General features: G+C 69.9%; 20 protein-coding genes. 11 read left to right on the forward strand and 9 right to left on the reverse strand.

Features of this window, described 5'->3' with window-relative positions; all coding sequences use genetic code 11:
• The first annotated feature begins 56 nt into the window (after positions 1–56).
• The 5 genes from ABZ194_RS13680 (at position 57) to ABZ194_RS13700 (ending at position 6,534) form a co-directional block, all read left to right on the forward strand.
• Entirely contained in the window at positions 57–407 is a 351-nt protein-coding gene (locus ABZ194_RS13680; RefSeq protein WP_189791287.1) for an STAS domain-containing protein, read from the forward strand.
• Between the two features lie 4 nt (positions 408–411).
• Positions 412–858 carry an ATP-binding protein gene (locus ABZ194_RS13685; RefSeq protein WP_355595806.1) on the forward strand — a complete coding sequence of 149 codons (447 nt, stop codon included), beginning with the start codon at positions 412–414 and terminating at the stop codon, positions 856–858.
• 492 nt (positions 859–1,350) lie between these two features.
• Positions 1,351–3,684 carry a sodium-translocating pyrophosphatase gene (locus ABZ194_RS13690; RefSeq protein WP_355595808.1) on the forward strand — a complete coding sequence of 778 codons (2,334 nt, stop codon included), beginning with the start codon at positions 1,351–1,353 and terminating at the stop codon, positions 3,682–3,684.
• A gap of 203 nt (positions 3,685–3,887) precedes the next feature.
• Positions 3,888–4,373 (forward strand): histidine phosphatase family protein, encoded by a 486-nt coding sequence (locus tag ABZ194_RS13695; protein WP_355595810.1) that lies wholly within the window; start codon positions 3,888–3,890, stop codon positions 4,371–4,373.
• A gap of 73 nt (positions 4,374–4,446) precedes the next feature.
• Positions 4,447–6,534, forward strand: a complete 2,088-nt coding sequence (locus tag ABZ194_RS13700) for an FUSC family protein (protein ID WP_355595812.1) — start codon at positions 4,447–4,449, stop codon at positions 6,532–6,534.
• Positions 6,535–6,614: 80 nt separating this feature from the next.
• Here ABZ194_RS13700 and serB read toward each other — a convergent pair whose 3' ends face one another.
• The 4 genes from serB to ABZ194_RS13720 form a co-directional block, all read right to left on the reverse strand.
• On the reverse strand, positions 6,615–7,838 hold the full coding sequence (gene serB, locus ABZ194_RS13705) for a phosphoserine phosphatase SerB (protein WP_355595814.1): 1,224 nt from the start codon (positions 7,836–7,838) through the stop codon (positions 6,615–6,617).
• Between the two features lie 233 nt (positions 7,839–8,071).
• Positions 8,072–8,629, reverse strand: a complete 558-nt coding sequence (locus ABZ194_RS13710; RefSeq protein ID WP_355595816.1) for a hypothetical protein — start codon at positions 8,627–8,629, stop codon at positions 8,072–8,074.
• Positions 8,630–8,877: 248 nt separating this feature from the next.
• Positions 8,878–9,408, reverse strand: a complete 531-nt coding sequence (locus ABZ194_RS13715; protein WP_355595818.1) for a hypothetical protein — start codon at positions 9,406–9,408, stop codon at positions 8,878–8,880.
• Between the two features lie 137 nt (positions 9,409–9,545).
• Entirely contained in the window at positions 9,546–10,265 is a 720-nt protein-coding gene (locus ABZ194_RS13720) for a hypothetical protein (protein ID WP_355595820.1), read from the reverse strand.
• A gap of 66 nt (positions 10,266–10,331) precedes the next feature.
• On the opposite strand from ABZ194_RS13720, the gene ABZ194_RS13725 reads away from it, so the two are divergent.
• From ABZ194_RS13725 to ABZ194_RS13740, 4 genes are all read left to right on the forward strand, one after another.
• Positions 10,332–11,126: an ABC transporter ATP-binding protein gene (locus tag ABZ194_RS13725; protein ID WP_355595822.1), complete on the forward strand. Its 795-nt coding sequence runs from the start codon at positions 10,332–10,334 to the stop codon at positions 11,124–11,126.
• Between the two features lie 103 nt (positions 11,127–11,229).
• Entirely contained in the window at positions 11,230–12,162 is a 933-nt protein-coding gene (locus ABZ194_RS13730; RefSeq protein WP_355595825.1) for an SPFH domain-containing protein, read from the forward strand.
• Positions 12,163–12,219: 57 nt separating this feature from the next.
• Positions 12,220–12,975, forward strand: coding sequence for a sulfite exporter TauE/SafE family protein (locus tag ABZ194_RS13735; protein WP_355595827.1), 756 nt, complete (start codon positions 12,220–12,222; stop codon positions 12,973–12,975).
• 29 nt (positions 12,976–13,004) lie between these two features.
• A complete protein-coding gene (locus ABZ194_RS13740; RefSeq protein WP_355595829.1) occupies positions 13,005–13,220 on the forward strand; it encodes a hypothetical protein in 216 nt (71 codons plus the stop codon).
• A gap of 11 nt (positions 13,221–13,231) precedes the next feature.
• Here the strand turns inward: ABZ194_RS13740 and ABZ194_RS13745 are convergent, their stop codons facing one another.
• The 4 genes from ABZ194_RS13745 to ABZ194_RS13760 all read right to left on the reverse strand — a co-directional run bounded on the left by ABZ194_RS13745 (position 13,232) and on the right by ABZ194_RS13760 (position 16,815).
• Positions 13,232–14,143 (reverse strand): Rieske (2Fe-2S) protein, encoded by a 912-nt coding sequence (locus tag ABZ194_RS13745; RefSeq protein WP_355595831.1) that lies wholly within the window; start codon positions 14,141–14,143, stop codon positions 13,232–13,234.
• 45 nt (positions 14,144–14,188) lie between these two features.
• Positions 14,189–14,743 carry an HD domain-containing protein gene (locus ABZ194_RS13750; RefSeq protein ID WP_355596038.1) on the reverse strand — a complete coding sequence of 185 codons (555 nt, stop codon included), beginning with the start codon at positions 14,741–14,743 and terminating at the stop codon, positions 14,189–14,191.
• A 157-nt stretch (positions 14,744–14,900) separates the two neighbouring features.
• On the reverse strand, positions 14,901–16,352 hold the full coding sequence (locus ABZ194_RS13755; RefSeq protein WP_355595833.1) for a catalase: 1,452 nt from the start codon (positions 16,350–16,352) through the stop codon (positions 14,901–14,903).
• A 22-nt stretch (positions 16,353–16,374) separates the two neighbouring features.
• The gene (locus tag ABZ194_RS13760) at positions 16,375–16,815 is read right to left on the reverse strand and encodes a Fur family transcriptional regulator (protein WP_355595835.1); all 441 of its coding nucleotides are present in this window, start codon (positions 16,813–16,815) and stop codon (positions 16,375–16,377) included.
• A 197-nt stretch (positions 16,816–17,012) separates the two neighbouring features.
• Between ABZ194_RS13760 and ABZ194_RS13765 the strand changes: the two genes are divergently transcribed.
• Together ABZ194_RS13765 and ABZ194_RS13770 are read left to right on the forward strand one after the other, a co-directional pair.
• A complete protein-coding gene (locus ABZ194_RS13765; protein WP_355595838.1) occupies positions 17,013–18,119 on the forward strand; it encodes a CapA family protein in 1,107 nt (368 codons plus the stop codon).
• 87 nt (positions 18,120–18,206) lie between these two features.
• Entirely contained in the window at positions 18,207–18,893 is a 687-nt protein-coding gene (locus tag ABZ194_RS13770) for a TetR family transcriptional regulator (RefSeq protein ID WP_355596040.1), read from the forward strand.
• Here ABZ194_RS13770 and ABZ194_RS13775 read toward each other — a convergent pair.
• Positions 18,821–19,354 carry a hypothetical protein gene (locus ABZ194_RS13775; RefSeq protein ID WP_355595840.1) on the reverse strand — a complete coding sequence of 178 codons (534 nt, stop codon included), beginning with the start codon at positions 19,352–19,354 and terminating at the stop codon, positions 18,821–18,823. The genes ABZ194_RS13770 and ABZ194_RS13775 overlap by 73 nt on opposite strands.
• Between the last annotated feature and the right edge of the window lie 123 nt (positions 19,355–19,477).

Here is a 19,477-nt window from a genome sequence, read left to right on the forward strand (position 1 = left end):
GGTCCCAGGAGTCACGCCCGAATCGGTACTTTCGCAGGCAAGGCGCTGGAGGATCTGTGGATCTGAAGTTGGACCACCATTCCGAGGACCGTCTCACCATCGTTGAGGTCGAGGGTGAGATCGATGTCTACACCGCGCCCAGATTGCGTGAGCTCCTGATCGACCTGGTCAACAAGGGGAACTTCCACCTGCTCGTCAACATGGAGAAGGTCGACTTCCTTGACTCAACGGGCCTTGGTGTCCTGGTCGGCGGGCTCAAGCGAGTTCGGGCGCACGACGGCTCACTGGAGCTGGTCTGCACCCAGGAGCGCATCCTGAAGATCTTCCGGATCACCGGACTGACCAAGGTCTTCGGAATCTATGCCTCGGTCGAGGAGGCCAAGGAAGTCCACGGCCGAGACAAGTAAGTCAATGGCTACCGTCGAGCTGACGTTCAGCGCCCTTCCCGCCCACGTGCGCACGGCACGTCTGGTCGCCACGGCGATCGCCAGGCGCACCGGCGTGGAGGAGTCACTGCTGGACGAGGTACGGCTCGCAGTCGGTGAGGCGTGCTCTCGGGCTGTCGAGGCGCACCGCCTCCACTGTCCGGGGGAGCCGATCCGCATCGAGCTCCGTGATGACCAGGGGCGTTTCGAGGTGACCGTCACCGATTCGGCGCCGAGCGATGAGCTGGAGCAGGATCGTGGGCTGTTACGGTTCGACGATCCTCTGGGACAGCTCCCCGACACTCTGATGTCCGGCTTCGGCATCGCGGTCATCGTGGGACTGGCCGACGACGTTCAGGTCTACCCGAGCCAGAAGGGCATGCGCATCCGCATGAGCTGGCCCGCGGTGGCCAACGGCCTGCCCACGGCCTGACGGCGGAAGAACCTGGTCTGACAGTTGGGAGAACCTGCTCTGGCAGTGGGAGAACCTGCTCTGGCAGTGGTGAGACCTCGGCGGCCGGGCGCGTCTGGGACGCGCCCGGCTGTCCGTTTTGGACGATAGTTTCAGTCAAACATAATTTTGACATCTGTGGCCCGAAACGGGCAGGAGCCCTGGCGGCGAGGGACGATGCCCCGGTCCGGGCAACCCTTAGGCGGCCGAGTCGGGAAAGATTACTGATCCGGTCATTAAGTGACTCCCCGTGGAGGCTTCATATCGGCGTCCTCGCTGCGTAGACTCCCCGGCACCGGCCAAGGTTTGTCCTTCGGAGCGGCCCGATGACGGGTTCGGTCCCGGGGGAGGTCTGCGGACGCAACCGGAAGCGGCACTGCCAACCACCCCGGACGTGCGCCGCTTCAACTGCCGATCACCTACTCGCAGCGCACTCCGGGCAGGACGTGTTCCCGTCTTGCCGAGGAGAGTCGGATGTCTGTGCTTCACCCAGCCGCTGCGAAAGAGCCAGCGGTGTCCCTGAGCGGTTCCCATTTCAACATCGTGATCGTGGTGGCCGTGGTGGCCCTGATCGCGCTCGTCGTCGCCGGCGTCCTCGTGCGAGAGGTGCTGGCCGCCGGTCAAGGCACCGAGCGCATGCGGAACATCGCGCGAGCCGTGCAGGAAGGGGCCTCCGCGTATCTGACGCGGCAGTTCCGGACACTCGCGGTGTTCGTGATCCTCATCCCGTTCCTCCTCTACCTGCTTCCCGCGGAGTCGACCGGTGTGGCCGTCGGCCGGTCGGCCTTCTTCGTGGTCGGCGCGCTGTTCTCCGCGCTGACCGGCTTCATCGGCATGTGGCTCGCGGTCCGCGGGAACGTCCGCGTCGCGGCGGCCGCCCGGGAGTCGGGGGAGAAGGTCGCGATGCGGATCGCGTTCCGCACCGGTGGTGTGGCCGGCATGGTCACCGTTGGTCTCGGCCTGCTGGGCGCCGCGGTAGTGGTGATCGCCTACGGCGGTGAGGCTCCGGCGGTGCTGGAGGGCTTCGGGTTCGGGGCCGCGCTGCTCGCCATGTTCATGCGGGTCGGCGGTGGCATCTTCACCAAGGCCGCCGACGTCGGCGCCGACCTGGTCGGCAAGGTCGAGCAGGGCATCCCCGAGGACGATCCGCGCAACGCCGCCACCATCGCCGACAACGTGGGCGACAACGTCGGCGACTGCGCGGGCATGGCCGCCGACCTGTTCGAGTCCTACGCGGTCATGCTGGTGGCCAGCCTGATCCTGGGCAAGGTCGCCTTCGGCACCGAGGGCCTGGTCTTCCCGCTCGTCGTCCCGATGATCGGTGTGCTCACCGCCATCATCGGTATTTTCACCACCGCTCCGCGCAAGGGCGACCGCAACGGGATGGCCGCGATCAACCGGGGCTTCTTCATCTCGGCGGCCATCTCGGCGATCCTCGTCGGCGTCGCCGCCTTCGTCTACCTGCCGAGCAGCTTCGCCGGGCTGACCGGGGTGAGCCCGGAGATCGCCGCGGTCACCTCCGACCCCCGCCTGATCGCCATCGGCGCGGTGCTCATCGGCCTGGTACTGGCGAGCGCCATCCAGATCCTGACCGGCTACTTCACCGAGACCAACCGCCGCCCGGTGAAGGACATCGGGGAGAGCGCCCGCACCGGTCCCGCCACCGTCATCCTGTCCGGCATCAGCGTCGGCCTGGAGTCGGCCGTCTACTCGGCACTGATCATCGGCGGGGCTGTTTATGGCGCGTTCCTGCTCGGCTTCGGCAACGTCACCGTCGCCCTGTTCGCCGTGGCCCTGGCGGGCACCGGCCTGCTGACCACGGTCGGTGTGATCGTGTCGATGGACACCTTCGGCCCGGTCTCGGACAACGCGCAGGGTATCGCCGAGATGTCCGGCGACGTGGAGGGCGAGGGCGCGCGGGTGCTCACCTCGCTGGACGCCGTGGGCAACACCACCAAGGCCATCACCAAGGGCATCGCGATCGCCACGGCCGTGCTCGCCGCGACCGCGCTGTTCGGAGCGTTCCGGACGGCGATCGAGACCGAGCTGTCCAAGGCGACCCAGGGCGTGAAGGAGGCGCTCGGCTCGTTCGGCACGTTCAGTCTGAGCGTCGACTCCCCGAACGTGCTCGTCGGGCTGATCGTTGGCGCCGCGGTGGTGTTCATGTTCTCCGGCCTGGCCATCATGGCGGTCGGCCGCGCCGCAGGGCGGGTGGTCTTCGAGGTCCGCGAGCAGTTCCGCACCAAGCCGGGGATCATGGCCGGTACGGAGCTGCCCGACTACGGCAGGGTGGTGGACATCTGCACCCGCGACTCGCTGCGGGAGCTGGCCACGCCGGGCCTGCTGGCCGTGCTCACCCCGATCGCCGTCGGTTTCGCCCTCGGCTACGCGCCGCTGGGAGCGTTCCTGGCCGGGGCCATCGCCTGTGGCACGCTCATGGCGGTCTTCCTGGCCAACTCCGGCGGCGCCTGGGACAACGCCAAGAAACTGGTCGAGGACGGCCACCACGGAGGCAAGGGCTCGCCGGCCCACGAGGCCACCATCATCGGCGACACGGTCGGCGATCCGTTCAAGGACACCGCCGGACCGGCGATCAACCCGCTCCTGAAGGTCATGAACCTGGTGGCGCTGCTGATCGCTCCGGCCGTGGTGGCCTACGCCGACAACGTGGTCCTGCGGACCGGCGTCACGCTGGTCGCGGTCGCCGTCGTCGTCGGCGCGGTGGTCGTCTCCAAGCGCCGTTCCGCGAGCATCTCCCCGACCGAGGAGAACCGGGTGGACCGCGAGCGGGAGCCGGTGTCGGGCTGATCGAGGTCTGACGCGGGATCCGGCGCGGGTCCGGCGTGAGATCCGGCGCGAGGGGGTGCGCGGGCACGTGTACCCCCTCGCGCGCGCGGACCGTTCCGGTGGGAAACTGGGCCCATGGAACAGCAGCCCTCCGGAGGCAGAGCACTCGTATTCATCCTGCTGGCGATGGCCGCGGTATTCGCGGTGATCGTGGGGGTGGCCATATGGGCGGCGAGGTGACGATGCGCACGCTGATCGTTGTCCGGCACGCCAAGGCGGTGCACATCCCCGGCCTCGCCGATCGGGAGCGCCCGCTCACCGACCGTGGCCGGCGGGACGCCCGCCGGGTCGGCGAGACGCTCGCAGGCATGGGCCTCCAGCCCGACCTGGTGCTCTGCTCGCCGTCGACGCGGACCCGGGAGACCTCCGAGCTGGCCCTGCCCGGAGCGGACATCACCCTGGAGTGGGCCATCTACCAGGCGTATCCCGACGAACTGCTCACGCTTGTCCGGCGGAGCGACCCCGAGATCCGCACGCTGGCCCTGATCGGCCACAACCCCGGAGTCCACGAACTGGTCCAGACCCTCACCACGGAGGTCGACGACCCCGGCTTCCCACCCGGCGCGTTCGCCGTCATCGAGACCGACGGCGAGTGGTCCGGGCTCGACGCCGGACGCGGCGTCGTGCGCTGGAGTCCCAAGGAGCACTGAGCCCCCACCGGTGCGGACCGGAGAGACGGGAGACCCGTCCGCCACCCCCGCGCCGCCCGACCCCGGGAGTGGCATGCGGAGGATCGCCGAGGCGCTGCGCGGCGACTTCGCGATCGCCGGCCGCCCCGCGTGGGGGTACGGCCTGCTGTGCGCGCTGGGCATCTGCCTTCCGCTGCTGTCCGGCGTCCTACTCGGCCACCCCCGGGAGGGCGCCGCGATGGCCCTCGGCGGCTATCTCACCGTCTTCGGCGACGCTCCGGGCCTGCCGTACGGCGAGCGCACCCGCAAGCTGCTCACCACCGTGCTCATGATCACGCTCGGCGCGGGCCTGGGACAGCTGATCCAGCCCTGGCCGTGGCTCGCGGTCGTCGTGGTGGGCCTGGTCGCCGCGGCCGGCGCCTACTGGCAGGTCATCAGCGTTCCCTCGGTGCTCGCCCTGACCCTGACCTACTTCGCCCCGCCGGGCACCGGCGTGCCCGTCCATATGGCGATCACCGCGGCCGGTGGCCTGCTGATCACCGCGCTGCTCGTGGTGCTCTGGCCGGTGCGCCGCCTCCAGCCGCTCCGCGCGGCCTTCGAGGAGGCCGGTACCGCGCTGGCCGACCTCCTGGTCGCCGCGGGCCGTGCCCCGCTCTCGGACGAGAGCTGGGAGCCGTTGCGCCACCGGGCGGTCACCACCCGGCGCGACGCGGCCATGGCCTTCTCCCTGTACCGGGTGTCACCGGAGGACGACCGGGCGCTGGAACGGCTGCTGACCACGTTCAACCGCCTCTTCCAGGAGACCGTCGCGCTGCGCGTGCTACGGGGGGCGGCCGTACAGGCGGATCTGGACGCGGGGTGGACCGAGGAACTGCACACGGCGGTCGAGGCTCTGGCCCGCGCGTTGCGGGAGGCGGTGACGCTCGGCGGTTCGGCCGCGGTGCCCGAGGCGTTGGACGCCATAGCGCGGTTCGGCGGCCGGGTGGCCGAGATCCGCCGGGCCGCCCACGCCGGTGAGGCGCCGCTGCCTCCGGCCGTGCTGCTCGGGCAGATCCGCCGGTGCCTCGACCGGATCGGGACGGCGGTGCGGTCGATGTCGCAGCAGGCGGTCGAGGCGGTCGAGGTCGGACCGCGCCTGCCCAGGTTCCATCGGCTCCGTAAGCCGGTGTTCTCCCCCGGCTACCACCCGGTACGGCTGGGCCTGGCGGTGACCACGGCCATGGCGCTGATGCTGCTGGCCCACGAGCACTACGCCAAGTGGTTCGTGGTGACCGTGATCGTCAGCATCCGGCCCGCCTACCGCGACACGGTGGACCGGGTGACGCTCCGGGTGCTGGGGACGGCGGTGGGCGCCATGGGGGCGGCCGCGGTGCTCGCGATCGCACCGGGCCACCTGTATCTGGTCGTGTTCATCGGTGTCTGCGCGGTGCTGGGGTTCGCGTTCCGGGGGTCGAGCTACGGCTACTGGACGATCTTCGCCACGCCGCTGTCGCTGATGCTGTCGGACTTCACCATGCCGCTCGACTGGGGCGCGGCGGCCGCCCGGGTGGCGCTCACGGTCGCGGGCGGGGCGCTGGCGCTTTTCTCCGCCCGGCTGCTGTGGCCCAGGGGGCACCGGGCCCGGCTGACCGGCGGGATCGTGGACACGCTCGAACGGCACGCGGCCCTGGTGCGATCACTGATCGACCAGGACCCCGACGTGGTGCGCTCCAGGATCTCCTCGGCGGCCGACGCCGCGGGCCGGCTCACCGAGTCTCTGGACCGTTTGGACAAGGAACCGGGGGGCAGCGCGCCGCAGCGTCTCAGGGACGCGGTGACGGCCGCCAGACGGCTGCGGGACAACGCGCTGGCGCTGTTCGCCGTGCCCGCCCCCGCCGAGGAGTCCGGGCCCACGGTGACGGTTCTCGACATGGTCGCCGACCGGCTGGAGAACGTCGCCGAGGCGGTCGGGACAGGACGTCCCGAGGCTCCGTCCGACGATCTGGACCGGGTGCTCGACGAGCTCGGCGCGCATGTGGACCTGCTGGCCACCCGGCGGCTGGACGAGGTGACCGAGGGGGACCCCGATCGGATGACCGGGATACGCCGGGGGATCATGCACGCCGCCGCCGCGCAGCCGACCCTGAGGGGACTGAGCGCGGAGGCTCTCCGCCTGGCCTCGCTCACCGCTCCACGGCGGTGACGCGCCGGCGTCGTGCCGGGCCCGATGCCGGACTCCGGCCGGCTCCGCCCACGGCTCCGCTCACCGCCCCACGGCTCCGCTCACCGCCTCACGGTGCCGACGCCGTCCTCGGCGTCGGCGGCGTCGACCTCGGCGCGCGGGATGCCGAGCAGATAGAGGATCGAGTCGAGGTAGGGCACGTTGACCGCGGTGTCGGCGGCCTTGCGGACCACGGGCTTGGCGTTGAACGCGATGCCCAGACCGGCCGCCGCGATCATGTCCAGGTCGTTGGCGCCGTCACCGATGGCCACGGTCTGGCTGATCGGGATGCCCGCCTCGCGCGCGAAGCGCTCCAGCGCCCGAGCCTTGCCCGGCCGGTCGACGATCTCGCCGACGACCCGGCCGGTGAGCACGCCGTTCACGATCTCCAGGGTGTTGGCCGCGGAGTAGTCGATCCCGAGATCCTCCACCAGGGCGTCGGTGAGCTGGGTGAACCCGCCGCTGACGATCGCGAAGCGGTAGTCCAGCCGCTTGAGCGTGCGGACCAGCGTGCGGGCACCCGGGGTGAGCACGAGCTCCTTGCGGACCTTCTCGAAGATCTCCTCCGGCAGGCCCGCCAGCAGCGCGACCCGTCGGCGTAGCGACTCGGCGAAGTCGAGCTCGCCGCGCATCGCCTCCTCGGTGACCCGGGCGACCTCCTCCAGGCAGCCCGCGTGCGCGGCCAGCAGCTCGATCACCTCGGCCTGGATGAGCGTGGAGTCGACGTCCATCACGATCAGCCGTTTGGCCCTGCGGTGCAGGCCGCTCCGCTGCACGGCCACGTCCACCCGCTGGGTGTGCGCCTCGATGGCCAGTTCGGCGCGGAGCGTGGCGGGGTCGGCCCCGGACACGGCCAGCTCGATGCAGGTCACCGGATAGTTGGACAGCCGTTCGATCCGGTCGATGTTGGCGCCGGCCGCCGCGATCCGGCCGGTGATCCCGGCCATCGCGGCGGGCTGCAGGGGCGCGCCGAGCACGGTGATGTGCAGCCGTCCGCGTCGCCGCTTCTCCTGGAGGTCGGAGGCGGTGGACAGTTCCACCTCCAGGCCCAGGTCTCCCGCGGTCCGCTCGACGGCGGTCCACAGGGCGCCGAGGGTGCTGCCGGTCCCGGTCGAGGGATCGCCGGCGTAGGCGACGAGTACGCCCAGGGTGAGCCGTCCGCGTATGACGACCTGCTCCACATCGGCGACGACGACGGGGAAGCCGGCGAGGACGGAGAAGAGACGTGAGGTGACGCCCGGTCGGTCGGGGCCGGTCAACGTGATCAGAAGCGTGCGCTGGTTCATCGGTGTCTACGCTACTGGCCCCCGGAAACGATCGTGAATGCGGTTCGTCGTCCGGACGCCCGGCGTTCGCGTTCCTCCGCCGTCCGATGTCGTCCGCGGTCCTCGCACGGGTTCACCGCGACGGCCCCGGCTCCGAGGCGATCTCGTCCGGCGGGGAGACGGAGACCGCCCGGGGCGGGGGCGTGCCCGGCCGGCGGCCGAGAGGCGGGACGGAGACCGCCCGGGACGGCGCCCTAGCGCACGATCCTGGTCTTGACCTTCTTCACGAAGTACCAGTGCTTGATGCCCATGCGCTTGAACTCGTCACGGTTGAGGTCCTCGGCGCCGGTCGGCAGGTCGACCGTGTCGACGCCGAGCAGGGCGGTGGCGGTGCCCCGGGCCTTGCGGCTCAGCTTCACCACGACCGCGATGCTCTCGTACTCGTCGACCTCCAGGGCGTTCGGCGTGAAGCACCAGAAGCCGTCCTCGTAGGAGCCGCACCGGGTGCCCTTGGGGGCGTACACCGCCGACAGCTTCGAGCCCCTGGGCAGTACGCCGCCGGTCCAGAACGAGTCGGCGAGGTGGGGGCCCTTGTTGGTCGCCTTGATGCGGTAGGTGATCTTCCCTCCGGCCCGGACCCTCTTCGGCGCCGAGACCTTGACGTCGAAGGAGGAGAAGGGGTCGTCGGCCTTCTTGACGACCCCGGCGGTGGTTCCGGCGGGGGCGGCCGAGGCCGGCGTGGCGAGGAGCATCGTGCCCGCGAGCGGGGTGACCAGGGCAAAGGCTGCGATCTTGGAGATCGGGTAACGCATTGGACGTCTCCCAGGTGGGGGGACGGGGACGCTGCGACCGTCCCCGTACAAGGCCGCAGCGTTTTATCACATATAACGAGGTAAGGGAAATTACAACTATCCCGCGACATTTTTAACGGGGTGCCCGGTGAGACAGCCGTATCGGGTCGGCCGGCATTTCGAGTACGGCGCCACCTCCGGGCGCCCCGCGTCCGCGCCGGACGGGCGCCCGGCGTCCGCGCCGGACAGGAGTCGGCGCAGGACAGGAGTCAGCGCAGGATCCGGGTCCTGACCTTCAGATACTTCAGGTCCACCCCGGTTTCGAGACCGTGGATGTTCAGGGTGTCGAGCCCGCCCGCCGGGACGTCGATCGACGCCGTGGCGAACTCGGCCGTGGCGGTGCCCCGGGCGCCGCCCTTGAGCCACACCTTGACCTTCACGGTGGCCGTCCTGCCGGGCTTCAGGGTGTCCAGCAGGCAGCCCACCTCGCGCCCGTCCGCCTCGCAGTAGGAGCCGGAGGGGCCGGTGATCCGCACCTTGCGGGCCTGCCGGGGAACGGAGCCGCCGACGTAGGCGATGTCGGTGGCCCACTCTCCGACGTTCCTGCTCTTGAGCGTGTAGACGATCGTGTCACCCGCCCAGGCCCGGCGCGGATAGTAGGCGGTCAGCCTCAGCGGTGAAAGCGGCGGGCTCACGAGGGGCGCCGTCCGCGGTGCCGGGGCGGCGTTCGCGCTCTGCGGAACGAACAGCAGACCTCCCGTCAGGGCGAAGGCGGCGAAGGCGGTCAGGTGCCGGCGCATTTCTCACTCCACTTGGAATTCGGGGTTTCCCGGTGATTTGCCGGTATCAGCATGCGACGGCGCACTTGGAAACCCCTTGTGGCCGACTTGGCTCACCACGGTCCGCGGGCACCTGCCACTCCGCGGGGGGAGAGGCGTCAGACCAGCTCGGTGATGGCGTGGTGGGCGGCCACGCGGGCCCGCCGTACCGCACGGTCGAGGTCGCGCAGCGCACGGCCGCGGACGGCGACCTCACCCGAGGTGAGCCCCCGGTCGTCGGCGATCCGCAGCACCGAGGTGAGCCGGGCCGCCAGGGCGGCGACCCGGTGGGCGCGGGCCGGATAGCCCGGGGCCAGCCCGTCGTCGAAGGTCTTCACCTGCCGGTATCCCTGAACCGGGCCCGCCACCCCGAGCAGGGCGTCGGTGGCCTCGCGCATCGCGAGGGTCAGGGCCTGCTCGGCCTCGGCCAGCGAGGGGACGGCCGGAGCGCTGACCCCGGCCTCCTGCACGCTCCAGCGCACCCCGGCGTACGATGAGCCGCGGCGGTCCTGTGCCGGGATCAGCCCGAGGCATCTGCCGGGAAGCACGGCTATCACCGCCTGCCCGGCTTCGATGGCCGCGGAGTTGAAGGGGGGCGGTCCGGTGAGTCCGAGCGGGTCGCCCGCGACGGGCAGTGCCAGGCGCAGCGATTTCAGGCTCTCGACGCGCAGGTCGGCCAGGAAGTTGCGCAGTGGTACGTCCCCCCTCTCGTCGGCGACGAGCTGGGGGCCGGCCTGGTGTTCCACCCGGTCGGCGGCCTCGTCCAGGCCTGCCTGTCCGGCGAGCCAGGCGTTGCCCCAGCAGACCAGGGTGGCCGAGATCTGTGAATCAGGGTGCACCGACCCACGATATGCGCTTGTCCTGCAATAGGTTTTGTTCCAGTGATTCTCAAGGAGGCGTCAGGGATGGGCGGTCAGGTGCTTCGGCTACAGGACGTCACCGTTCGCAGGGACGGGGCGGCGCTGCTGCGAGACATCGACTGGACTGTTCACGAGGACGAGCGGTGGGTCGTCGTCGGTGCCAACGGCGCGGGGAAGACGACGTTGCTCCAGGTCGTCGGGGCGATGCTGTTCCCCACCGAGGGCGTGGTGGAGATCTTGGACGAGCGGCTCGGCAAGAGCGACGTGTTCGACCTGCGCTCCCGCATCGGGCTCGCGAGCTCCGCGCTCGCCGAGAAGGTGCCGCCACAGGAGAAGGTCATCGACCTGGTGCTCACCGCCTCCTACGCGATCCTCGGCCGCTGGACGGAGGAGTACGACTCCCACGACGTCACCCGGGCCGTCGAGCTGATCGACCAGTTCGGCTGCGCCCATCTGATCCGGCGCCGGTTCAACACCCTGTCGGAGGGGGAGCGCAAGCGGGTGCAGATCGCCCGGGCGCTCATGCCGGACCCCGAGCTGCTGCTGCTGGACGAGCCGGCCGCCGGGCTGGACCTGGGTGGCAGGGAGGATCTGGTCCGCCGTCTGTCGATGTTCGCGCACGATCCGAAGGCGCCGACGATGGTGCTGGTCACCCATCACGTCGAGGAGGTGCCCCGTGGGTTCACCCACGCGCTGCTGCTCCGGCACGGCTCGGTGGTCGCCCAGGGGCCGATCGACGAGGTGATGACCGCCGAGAACCTGTCGGGCACCTTCGGCGTCCCGCTCAGCCTGGAGCGCGGGCGCGACGGACGCTGGTATGCCCGCGCGCACCAGTTCTGAGGCCGTTCCCGGCCTGTTTACGCTGTTCAGGGGTCGGTAACAGGAAAACCAAATATCATTTCGGAGCGAGAGATCCACTTGACTCGACCGTCCGGAGTGGCTCATGGAATTGCTTGTCGCCTCGTTCGCCGCGGCCGTCGCCCTGGGATTCCCCCTTTTCAGGGCGATCCATATCGTTCCGCAGGCCAGTGCCGGGGTCGTGGAACGGCTCGGGCGTTACCACCGGACACTGGCCCCCGGGCTGAACCTGGTGGTTCCCTTCATCGACCGGCTCAAGCGGACGGTCGACCTGCGCGAGCAGGTCGTCTCCTTCCCGCCGCAGCAGGTGGTCACCTCGGACAATCTGGTCGTCTCGGTGGACACGGTCGTCTACTTCCAGGTCGCCGACCCGCAGGCCGCGACCTACGAGATAGCCGACTTCCTGATCGGCGTCGAGCAGCTCGCCGTGACCACGCTCCGTAACGTGGTCGGCGCCATGGACCTGGAGCGCGTGCTGACCTCGCGGGAGGAGATCAACACCGAGCTGCGCGGGGCGCTCAACGGCGCGGGCAGCTGGGGCGTCCAGATCAACCGGATCAGGCTCAAGGCGATCGAGCCGCCCGTCGGCATCCAGGAGTCGATGGAACGGCAGATGCGCGCCGACCGCGACAAGCGGGCCGCCGTGCTCGCCGCCGAGGGGCAGAAGCAGGCGGCCATTCTCGCCGCCGAGGGCCACAAGCAGGCCGTGGTGCTGAAGGCGCTGGGTGAGGCGGAGGCCATGGTGCTCAAGGCCCAGGCCGACGCCGAGGCCAAGGCGATGCGGGCCAAGGGGGAGGCCGAGGCGATCGGCATGGTCTTCCGCGCGATTCACGAGGGCCGGCCGGATCAGCGCCTTCTCGCCTACCAGTATCTCCGGACGCTTCCCGAGATCGCCAAGGGCGACGCGAACAAGGTTTGGATCGTTCCATCCGAGATGGCCAAGGCGATCGAGAGCCTCGGCGGCCTGTTCGCCGGAAAGGAGACCCCCGCCGCCGACCAGCCCTCGCCCTCCTCCTAGCATCCGGAAGGTGCCGTGCACCGTCACGGGCGCGAGCCGTGGGAGCGGGGGAGATGTATGACGCCGTGGGAGGCGATTGCGATCTTCGTGGCCGGGGTCGGAGCCGGCGGCGTCAACGTCGTCGTCGGCTCGGGGTCGCTGATCACGTTTCCCACCATGGTGGCCGCGGGGATGCCGCCGATCATCGCCAACGTCTCCAACAACATCGGGCTGGTGCCCGGGTCGCTGACCGGTGCTCTCGGCTACCGTGCCGAGCTGACGGGGCAGCGCGAGCGGCTGATCCGGCTGGGAGCCGGTTCGATCGTGGGCTCGCTCATCGGCGCGGTACTGCTGCTCCTGCTGCCTCCCGGCACGTTCACCGTGGTGGTGCCGGTCCTGATCGGCCTGGCGTGCGTGCTGGTGGTGGTCCAGCCCAGTCTCAACAGGTGGCTGAGCGCCCGCGGGGAGGAGAGACGTCCGCACGGCGGGCCCTGGCTGTGGATCGGCGTCTTCGCCGCGGGGATCTACGGAGGTTACTTCGGCGCGGCCCAGGGCGTGCTGCTCATCGGACTGCTCGGCAGCTTCCTCGACGACGACCTGCAACGGGTCAACGCGGCCAAGAACGTGCTCTCGCTGCTGGTCAACGCCACCGCCGCGGTGCTGTTCGTCCTGGTCGCGCAGGTGGACTGGCGGGCGGTGGCCCTGGTCGCGGTGGGCGCGTCCATCGGCGGGTTCCTCGGCGCGAGGGTCGGCCGGAGGCTGCCGGCGCCGGTGCTGCGGGGAGTCGTCGTCTGTATCGGTGGGGTGGCGATGGTCAAACTGCTGTACGGCTAAATCCCGGTAACTCTGGGTATAAACCGAACATGAAGGGCGACAGAGTAGAGATCGTCATCGACGCGGGCGACAGCTCGCGTACCTACGAGGTCGCCGCCACCCGGGCGGGTCGCCGGGTCGAGGTGGCCAACCGCCGCGGTGGCGTGGTCGAGGTGAGCGAGGTCACCCGGACCGGTACGGCCGTGCGCACCGCCCGTTTCATGTCCAGCCGGATCCTCGCCCTGGTCGAGCACCCCGCCGACTGACCCGGGGCGGGTCACGCCAGGGCCGGGCGGACCTGGAGGACGCCGTCACGGCGGATCCGGGTCTCGAAATACGGCTGCGGCGCGGTGGCCGGGCCGTGCGCGACGGTCCCGTCGGAGAGCCGGAATGTGCTGCCGTGCCACGGGCACACCACGCAGGCGGTGCCCCCCTCGGAGACCAGGCGCCCCTGGTGCAGCGGTCCGGCCAGGTGGGAGCAGCGGTCGGCGAGCACGGTGACGCCGTCGCCGACCCGGAGCACGAACAGGTCGATGTAGCCCAGCCGCCTGGTCACCGGGCGCCCGTCGGGCAGGCTCCCGACCTCGCACAGGTCGTGCCAGCCCAGCGGGACCAGGTGGGTGACGGACTCGGCGTGGTTGGCCCCGGCCGCCTGCCGGTAGGCGAGGTGGCCGCCGAGATAGCCGCCCAGGCCCGCCGCGGCCAGGCCCGCGAACGACAGCAGCCGGCCGCGCCGGTCGTTCCCGGTGAGCCGGAGGGCCAGAGAGCCGGCGTACAGTCCCAGGGCGGTCAGGTTGGCGATGGCGTGCACGAAGCCGACCCGCTGCTGTTCGCGGTGGAGCGACGACCAGTCGGTGATCCCGGCCGCCGCCGCGGGGATCGCGCCGCCGATCCCCGCTACGAGCACCGCGCGCGCCGCCCGGGGATCGGCGTCCGTCAGGTCGAGCACCGCGGTCGCCAGCCAGCAGCCCAGGCTGAGGTCGGTGAGGGGCGGGTGGAGCGGCTTGCCGGTGGGCACCCCGTGCAGCAGGTCGCGGAGCCGGCCAGGGCCGATGCGCCGCCGTACGGCCTTGGCCAGCACCCGGATCGGCCGGTCCATCCTGTCCGAGCGTTCGATCCGGCCCGCGACGTCGACCGGGGGCACCAGATGTCTGAAGCTCCGGCGTTTCGTTTTGACGGTTTCTCTCACGATCGCCCCCTTATTAACCCAGTAGGGACCTACCCGGGAACCGTGTCACGCACGCGCCAGATGTCCCCGGCTGACGGAGAGCTCAATGATCTCGGTGGCGTAGGAGCCGAGCGTCGCCGACCCCTCCTCAATGATCTTCACCTTCTCCAGCACCTGCTCGGCCGTCACCTTGTACAACGACCAGGTGCCGCCCTCGTTGTGGTGGTTGGCCATGATCGGCGCGATCCTGTCGAGGGCCTTGGCGAACCGGGCCTCGGGGGTCTTGCGCTCCTCGAACTCGTCCCAGAGCGCGCGCAGCCGTACCGCCTGGTCCTCGGGGAGCAGCCCGAAGATCCGGTCGGCGGCCTTGCGCTCGATGCCGAGCTGCGCCTCGACGGCCCCGTCGTCGTAGATGAAGGTGTCCCCGGCGTCGATCTCGACGATGTCGTGGACGAGCAACATCGCGACGACCCTGTCCAGGTCGGTGTCCGGCGGGGCGTGCTCAGCCAAGATCATCGCCAGCATCCCCACGTACCACGAATGCTCGGCGTCGTTCTCCCGCCGCGACCCGTCCATGAGGGTGTTGCGGCGGACGATGCGCCTGAGCTTGTCGATCTCCATGGCGAAGGCGAGCTGAGCGTGCAGGCGGTCCTGTTCTGGAGGGGTGGTCACCCGGGCAAGCCTAATGCGCACCGATCCCCGTTTTTCGAACGATCTTGGAATCGGCGCACGGAGGCCCGCGCCCCCCGGCCGGGGGCGCGGGCCCGGGTGGATACGGTCAGCCGCCGAGGCCGAGACCCTGGGCGACGTTCTGGCCGAGGTCCTTGTGGACGTTGGTCCAGTACTCCACGACGCGCTGCTTCATTTCTGTGGTCACCTCGGGGGCCGAGGCGTGGCCGACGATGTTGCTCACCAGGTGGGAGCGGTCGGTGTCGGACAGGACGTTCTCCCACAGGGCACGCGGCTGGACGTAGTCGTCGTCCTCGCGGTGCAGGGTGTACGCGGAGCGGATGATCTCGCCGCTCAGGTGGTACTCCTCACCCGCGTACCGCGCCGGGTCGGCGACGGGACCGCCCACCGTGTTCGGGGCGTAGACCGGGTCGGCGGGGTTGTGCAGGCGCATCTGACCGTCCTTGTTGTAGCTGTGGACGGGCGATTTCGCGGCGTTGATCGGCAGTTGCTGGTAGTTGGAGCCGATGCGGTAGCGATGGGCGTCCGGGTAGGAGAACAGGCGACCCTGGAGCATCTTGTCGGGGGACGGGCCGATGCCGGGCACCAGGTTGGCGGGCTCGAAGCCCGACTGCTCCACCTCGGCGAAGTAGTTGTCCGGGTTCCGGTTCAGCGTGAACCTGCCGATGGTGATCTCGGGGTAGTCGGCGTGCGGCCACACCTTGGTCAGATCGAAGGGGTTGAACCGGTAGTCGGCGGCGTCCTCGAACGGCATGATCTGAACGTTCACCGTCCAGGACGGGTGGTCGCCGTTCTTGATCGCGGTGTGCAGGTCGCGGATGTGGTAGTCGGCGTCCTGCGCGATGATCGCGCCGGCCTCCGCGTCGGTGAAGTTCTGGACGCCCTGGTCGGTCTTGAAATGGTACTTGATCCAGAACTTCTCTCCGGCCGCGTTGTACCAGAGGAAGGTGTGCGAGCCGAAACCGTGCATATGGCGCCAGGACGCCGGGGTGCCCCGGTCGGTCATCAGGAAGGTCACCTGGTGGGCGCTCTCCGGGGAGAGCGTCCAGAAGTCCCACTGCATGTTGTGGTCGCGCAGGTTGGTGTCGGCCCGGCGCTTCTGGCTGTGGATGAAGTCGGAGAACTTCTGCGGGTCGCGGATGAAGAAGATCGGCGTGTTGTTGCCGACGATGTCGTAGTTGCCCTCTTCGGTGTAGAACTTGATCGCGAAGCCGCGCGGGTCGCGCTGGGTGTCCGGGCTGCCGAGCTCACCGGCGACCGAGGAGAAGCGCAGGAAGAGCGGGGTCTCCGTGCCCTTCCGGAAGAGACCTGCCCTGGTGAACTGGCTGACGTCCTCGGTGATCTGGAGGATGCCGTGCGCGCCGCCGCCCTTGGCGTGGACCACGCGCTCGGGCACGCGCTCCCGGTTGAAGTGGGCCATCTTCTGGATCAGATAGTGGTCCTGCAGCAGCAGGGGCCCGTTCGGCCCCACTGACTGGGAGTGTTCGTCGCTGGGCGCGGGGATTCCCACATCGGTCGTGGTGGTGGGCCTGGTGCTCATGGGCGGTCCTCCGGTGTTCTCGTCATCGAGTGTCTTCGGAACGACAGTCAGGACAGACCCCCCAGTAGATGACGTCCGCCTCGTCGACCAGGTATCCGGCGTCCGAGACGGGGTCGAGGCAGGGGGCGTGTCCAACGGCACAGTCGACGTCCGTGACCCGTCCGCACCGCCGGCAGACGAGGTGGTGATGGTTGTCACCGATCCGTGTCTCGTATCTGGCCGGGCTGCCCGCGGGTTCGATCCGCCGGAGCAGCCCGCCGCGGTGCAGCGCGTGCAGGGAGTCGTAGACAGCCTGCAGAGAGACCTGACCGACCCGTTCCCGCACGCCACGGTGGACGGCGTCCACATCCAGGTGGTCGCCGTCCCGTACGGTCCGCATGATCGCCAGCCGTGCCGCGGTCACCCGCAGTCCTGCCTGACGGAGCCGGTCCTCGTCCTCCACATAACACACGTTATGTCCCATATCGGAATGATTCAAGGATTTGAGTCATCCAAGTTTATGGTGTTTTGGGGCTTTACTGGCCGGAGTTCGGCGTTCCGGAGGCGTCAGGAGATACCAGGACATGGCGGAAGATGTCCGGGAGACGGGTGAGGACACTGGAATCCCGACGGGCCGGGGTGTTTCGTGCATTGTGTGTGGGATGGCATCCTCGGATAGCGATGGACACCTACCTCCCCCGCCGCCTCGCCCTGGCCGCGGTGGTCACCGCCTCCGCCCTGCTCGCCGCGGCCTGCTCGGCGGCCGAGTCCTCGGCCCCGACGCCGGCCGTGCCGGACATCGCCGAGAAACCCGCGGCCTCGGCCGAGCCCACCGCCGAGCCCACCCCCGAGCGCAGGCCGTACACCATCTCCTTCGGCGGTGACGTGCACTTCGAGGGGGTGCTGCGCAACCGGCTGAACGCCGACCCCAAGACCGCGCTCGGCCCGATCGCCAAGGTGCTCGGCGCCTCCGACCTCGCGATGGTCAACCTGGAGACCGCGATCACCACCGGTGGCACCCCGGCTCCGGGCAAGCAGTTCACCTTCCGGGCCCCCGCCACCGCGCTGACCGCGCTGAAGGCGGCCGGGGTGGACGTCGCGTCCCTGGCCAACAACCACGGCATGGACTACATGCAGGGCGGGCTGGCCGACTCCCTCGCCGCGATCAGGCGGTCGAGGTTCCCGGTGGTGGGCGTGGGAAGGAACGAGGCCGAGGCGTACAGGCCGTGGCGGACCACGGTGAACGGCAACCGGGTGGCCGTCATCGGCGCCACCCAGGTGCTCGACGCCGAGTTCATCCAGGCGTGGACGGCCAGCGGCGACAAGGGCGGCCTGGCCTCCGCCAAGAACGAGGCGCGGCTGCTCCAGGAGGTGCGCAGGGCGCGGAGGAACTCCGACACGGTGATCGTCCATCTGCACTGGGGCACCGAACTGCAGAAATGCCCGAACCAGGCCCAGCGTGACCTGGCGCCCAAGCTGGTCGAGGCCGGGGCGGACGTCGTCGTGGGCGGCCACGCGCACATCCTGCTCGGCAGCGGCTACCTGAAGAACGCCTACGTCAGCTACGGCATGGGCAACTTCGTCTTCTACAACTGGGGCCCGGAGACCGGCAGGACCGGCGTGCTCACCCTGACGATCAACGGACGTGAGGTGCTCAGGGATCGGTGGACCCCGGCCACCATCCAGGGCGGCGTTCCGGTTCCGCTCACCGGCGCCGCCCGGCAGCAGGCCGTGGCCGGCTGGAAGGCGCTGCGCGGCTGCTCGGGCCTGACCGCCACCCCCGGCTGACAGTGCTTTTCGAGGCGGGAAAAACGCATGATTGCCGGAGAGGACCTGACCCGGCACGGGGCGAGCGGGCAAGATGGTGGGGTGACCATGCCTGCCGAGGAGTGCGGTGAGGCTCCGCTGCGGCGGCAGCCCGCCCAGCGGCGGAGTGCGCGCCGCGTCGAGAGGATGCTCGACGCCTGTGCCGACCTGATGGACGAGATCGGCTACGAGTCGCTGTCCACCACCCGGATCGCCGAGCGCGCGGGTGTCGCGATCGGCTCGGTCTACCAGTTCTTCCCCGACAAGCGGGCCATCGCCCAGGCGGTGACCAGGCGTCATGTGGAGCGCTTCGTCTCCCGGATCGGCAGGCGTTTCCTGCTGGAGGACTACCGGGGCTGGTGGGAGGCGGTCGACGCGATCATCGACGAGTACGTGGAGATGCACAGGACCGTTCCAGGTTTCCGCTCTCTGCACTTCGGCGACGTGGTCGACCTCAACCTGCTCGACGCGGTCTCCGAGAACAACATGGTGATCGCGGGCCGGTTGCGGGGGCTTCTCCTCCAGGAGTACGGCCTGGCCGACAGCGAGGAGCTGGACCTGGCCATTCTCGTCGCGGTCGAGGCCGGTGACGCGGTGCTCAAGCTGGCCTTCCGGCGCGATCCCCACGGCGCCCCCGAGATCGTGGCCGAGGCCAAGCGGCTGATCAGGGGATATCTGAACCGTCAGTTCGTCGGCGCCTCCGCCTGGGAGAAGCCGGCGATCCCGTCCTCGTCCGGGGCCCGCTGCGAGGAGTAGGGCGGCGACTCCCGATCGGCCGCGCCCTGTCCGGGGACGCCGGTCTGCTCCTGGCGTTCCCGGTGCCTGCGCCTGCGCTCGTGGTCGGTGGTCCGCTGCCGCTCCTGGCCGGCTCCGGCCGGCGGGGATCCGGCCGCCGGGGCCTCGCCCGGTGGGAGGCCGGCGGGCACGGGGACGAGCGCGGCGGGCACCGGCTCCTCGCGGCGTCTCCGCTGGGCCTGCGACGGGACCTTGCAGGGCACCGTGCCCGGCACGGCGACCGTCTGGCCCTGGCCCCACTCCACCGCCTCCGGAGTCGGCGTGACAAGCCGCTCCTGGCGGATCCGGCTCTCCAGGGAGAGGAGTTCGCGGTGTGCCTGCTCGACGGCGTCCATCCTCGCGGCGAGATATCCGGCGCACCCTGGAACGATCACTGAGAGCCCCACCAGGAACGTCAGTGTGAAGGTCGTCTGCTTGGACATGCCCATCGCAGCCCCTCCAAACATCACGCTCCACAAGTCAGGAGACGCCTGCCATATGCCCGCTTTCCTGGCGAAACACGCGCTTCGGAGTCAATCGTTTACATGTGGTGGCGCAAGGAATAC

The sequence above is a fragment of the Streptosporangium sp. NPDC006007 genome, from assembly GCF_040614315.1.
Classification (GTDB): domain Bacteria; phylum Actinomycetota; class Actinomycetes; order Streptosporangiales; family Streptosporangiaceae; genus Streptosporangium.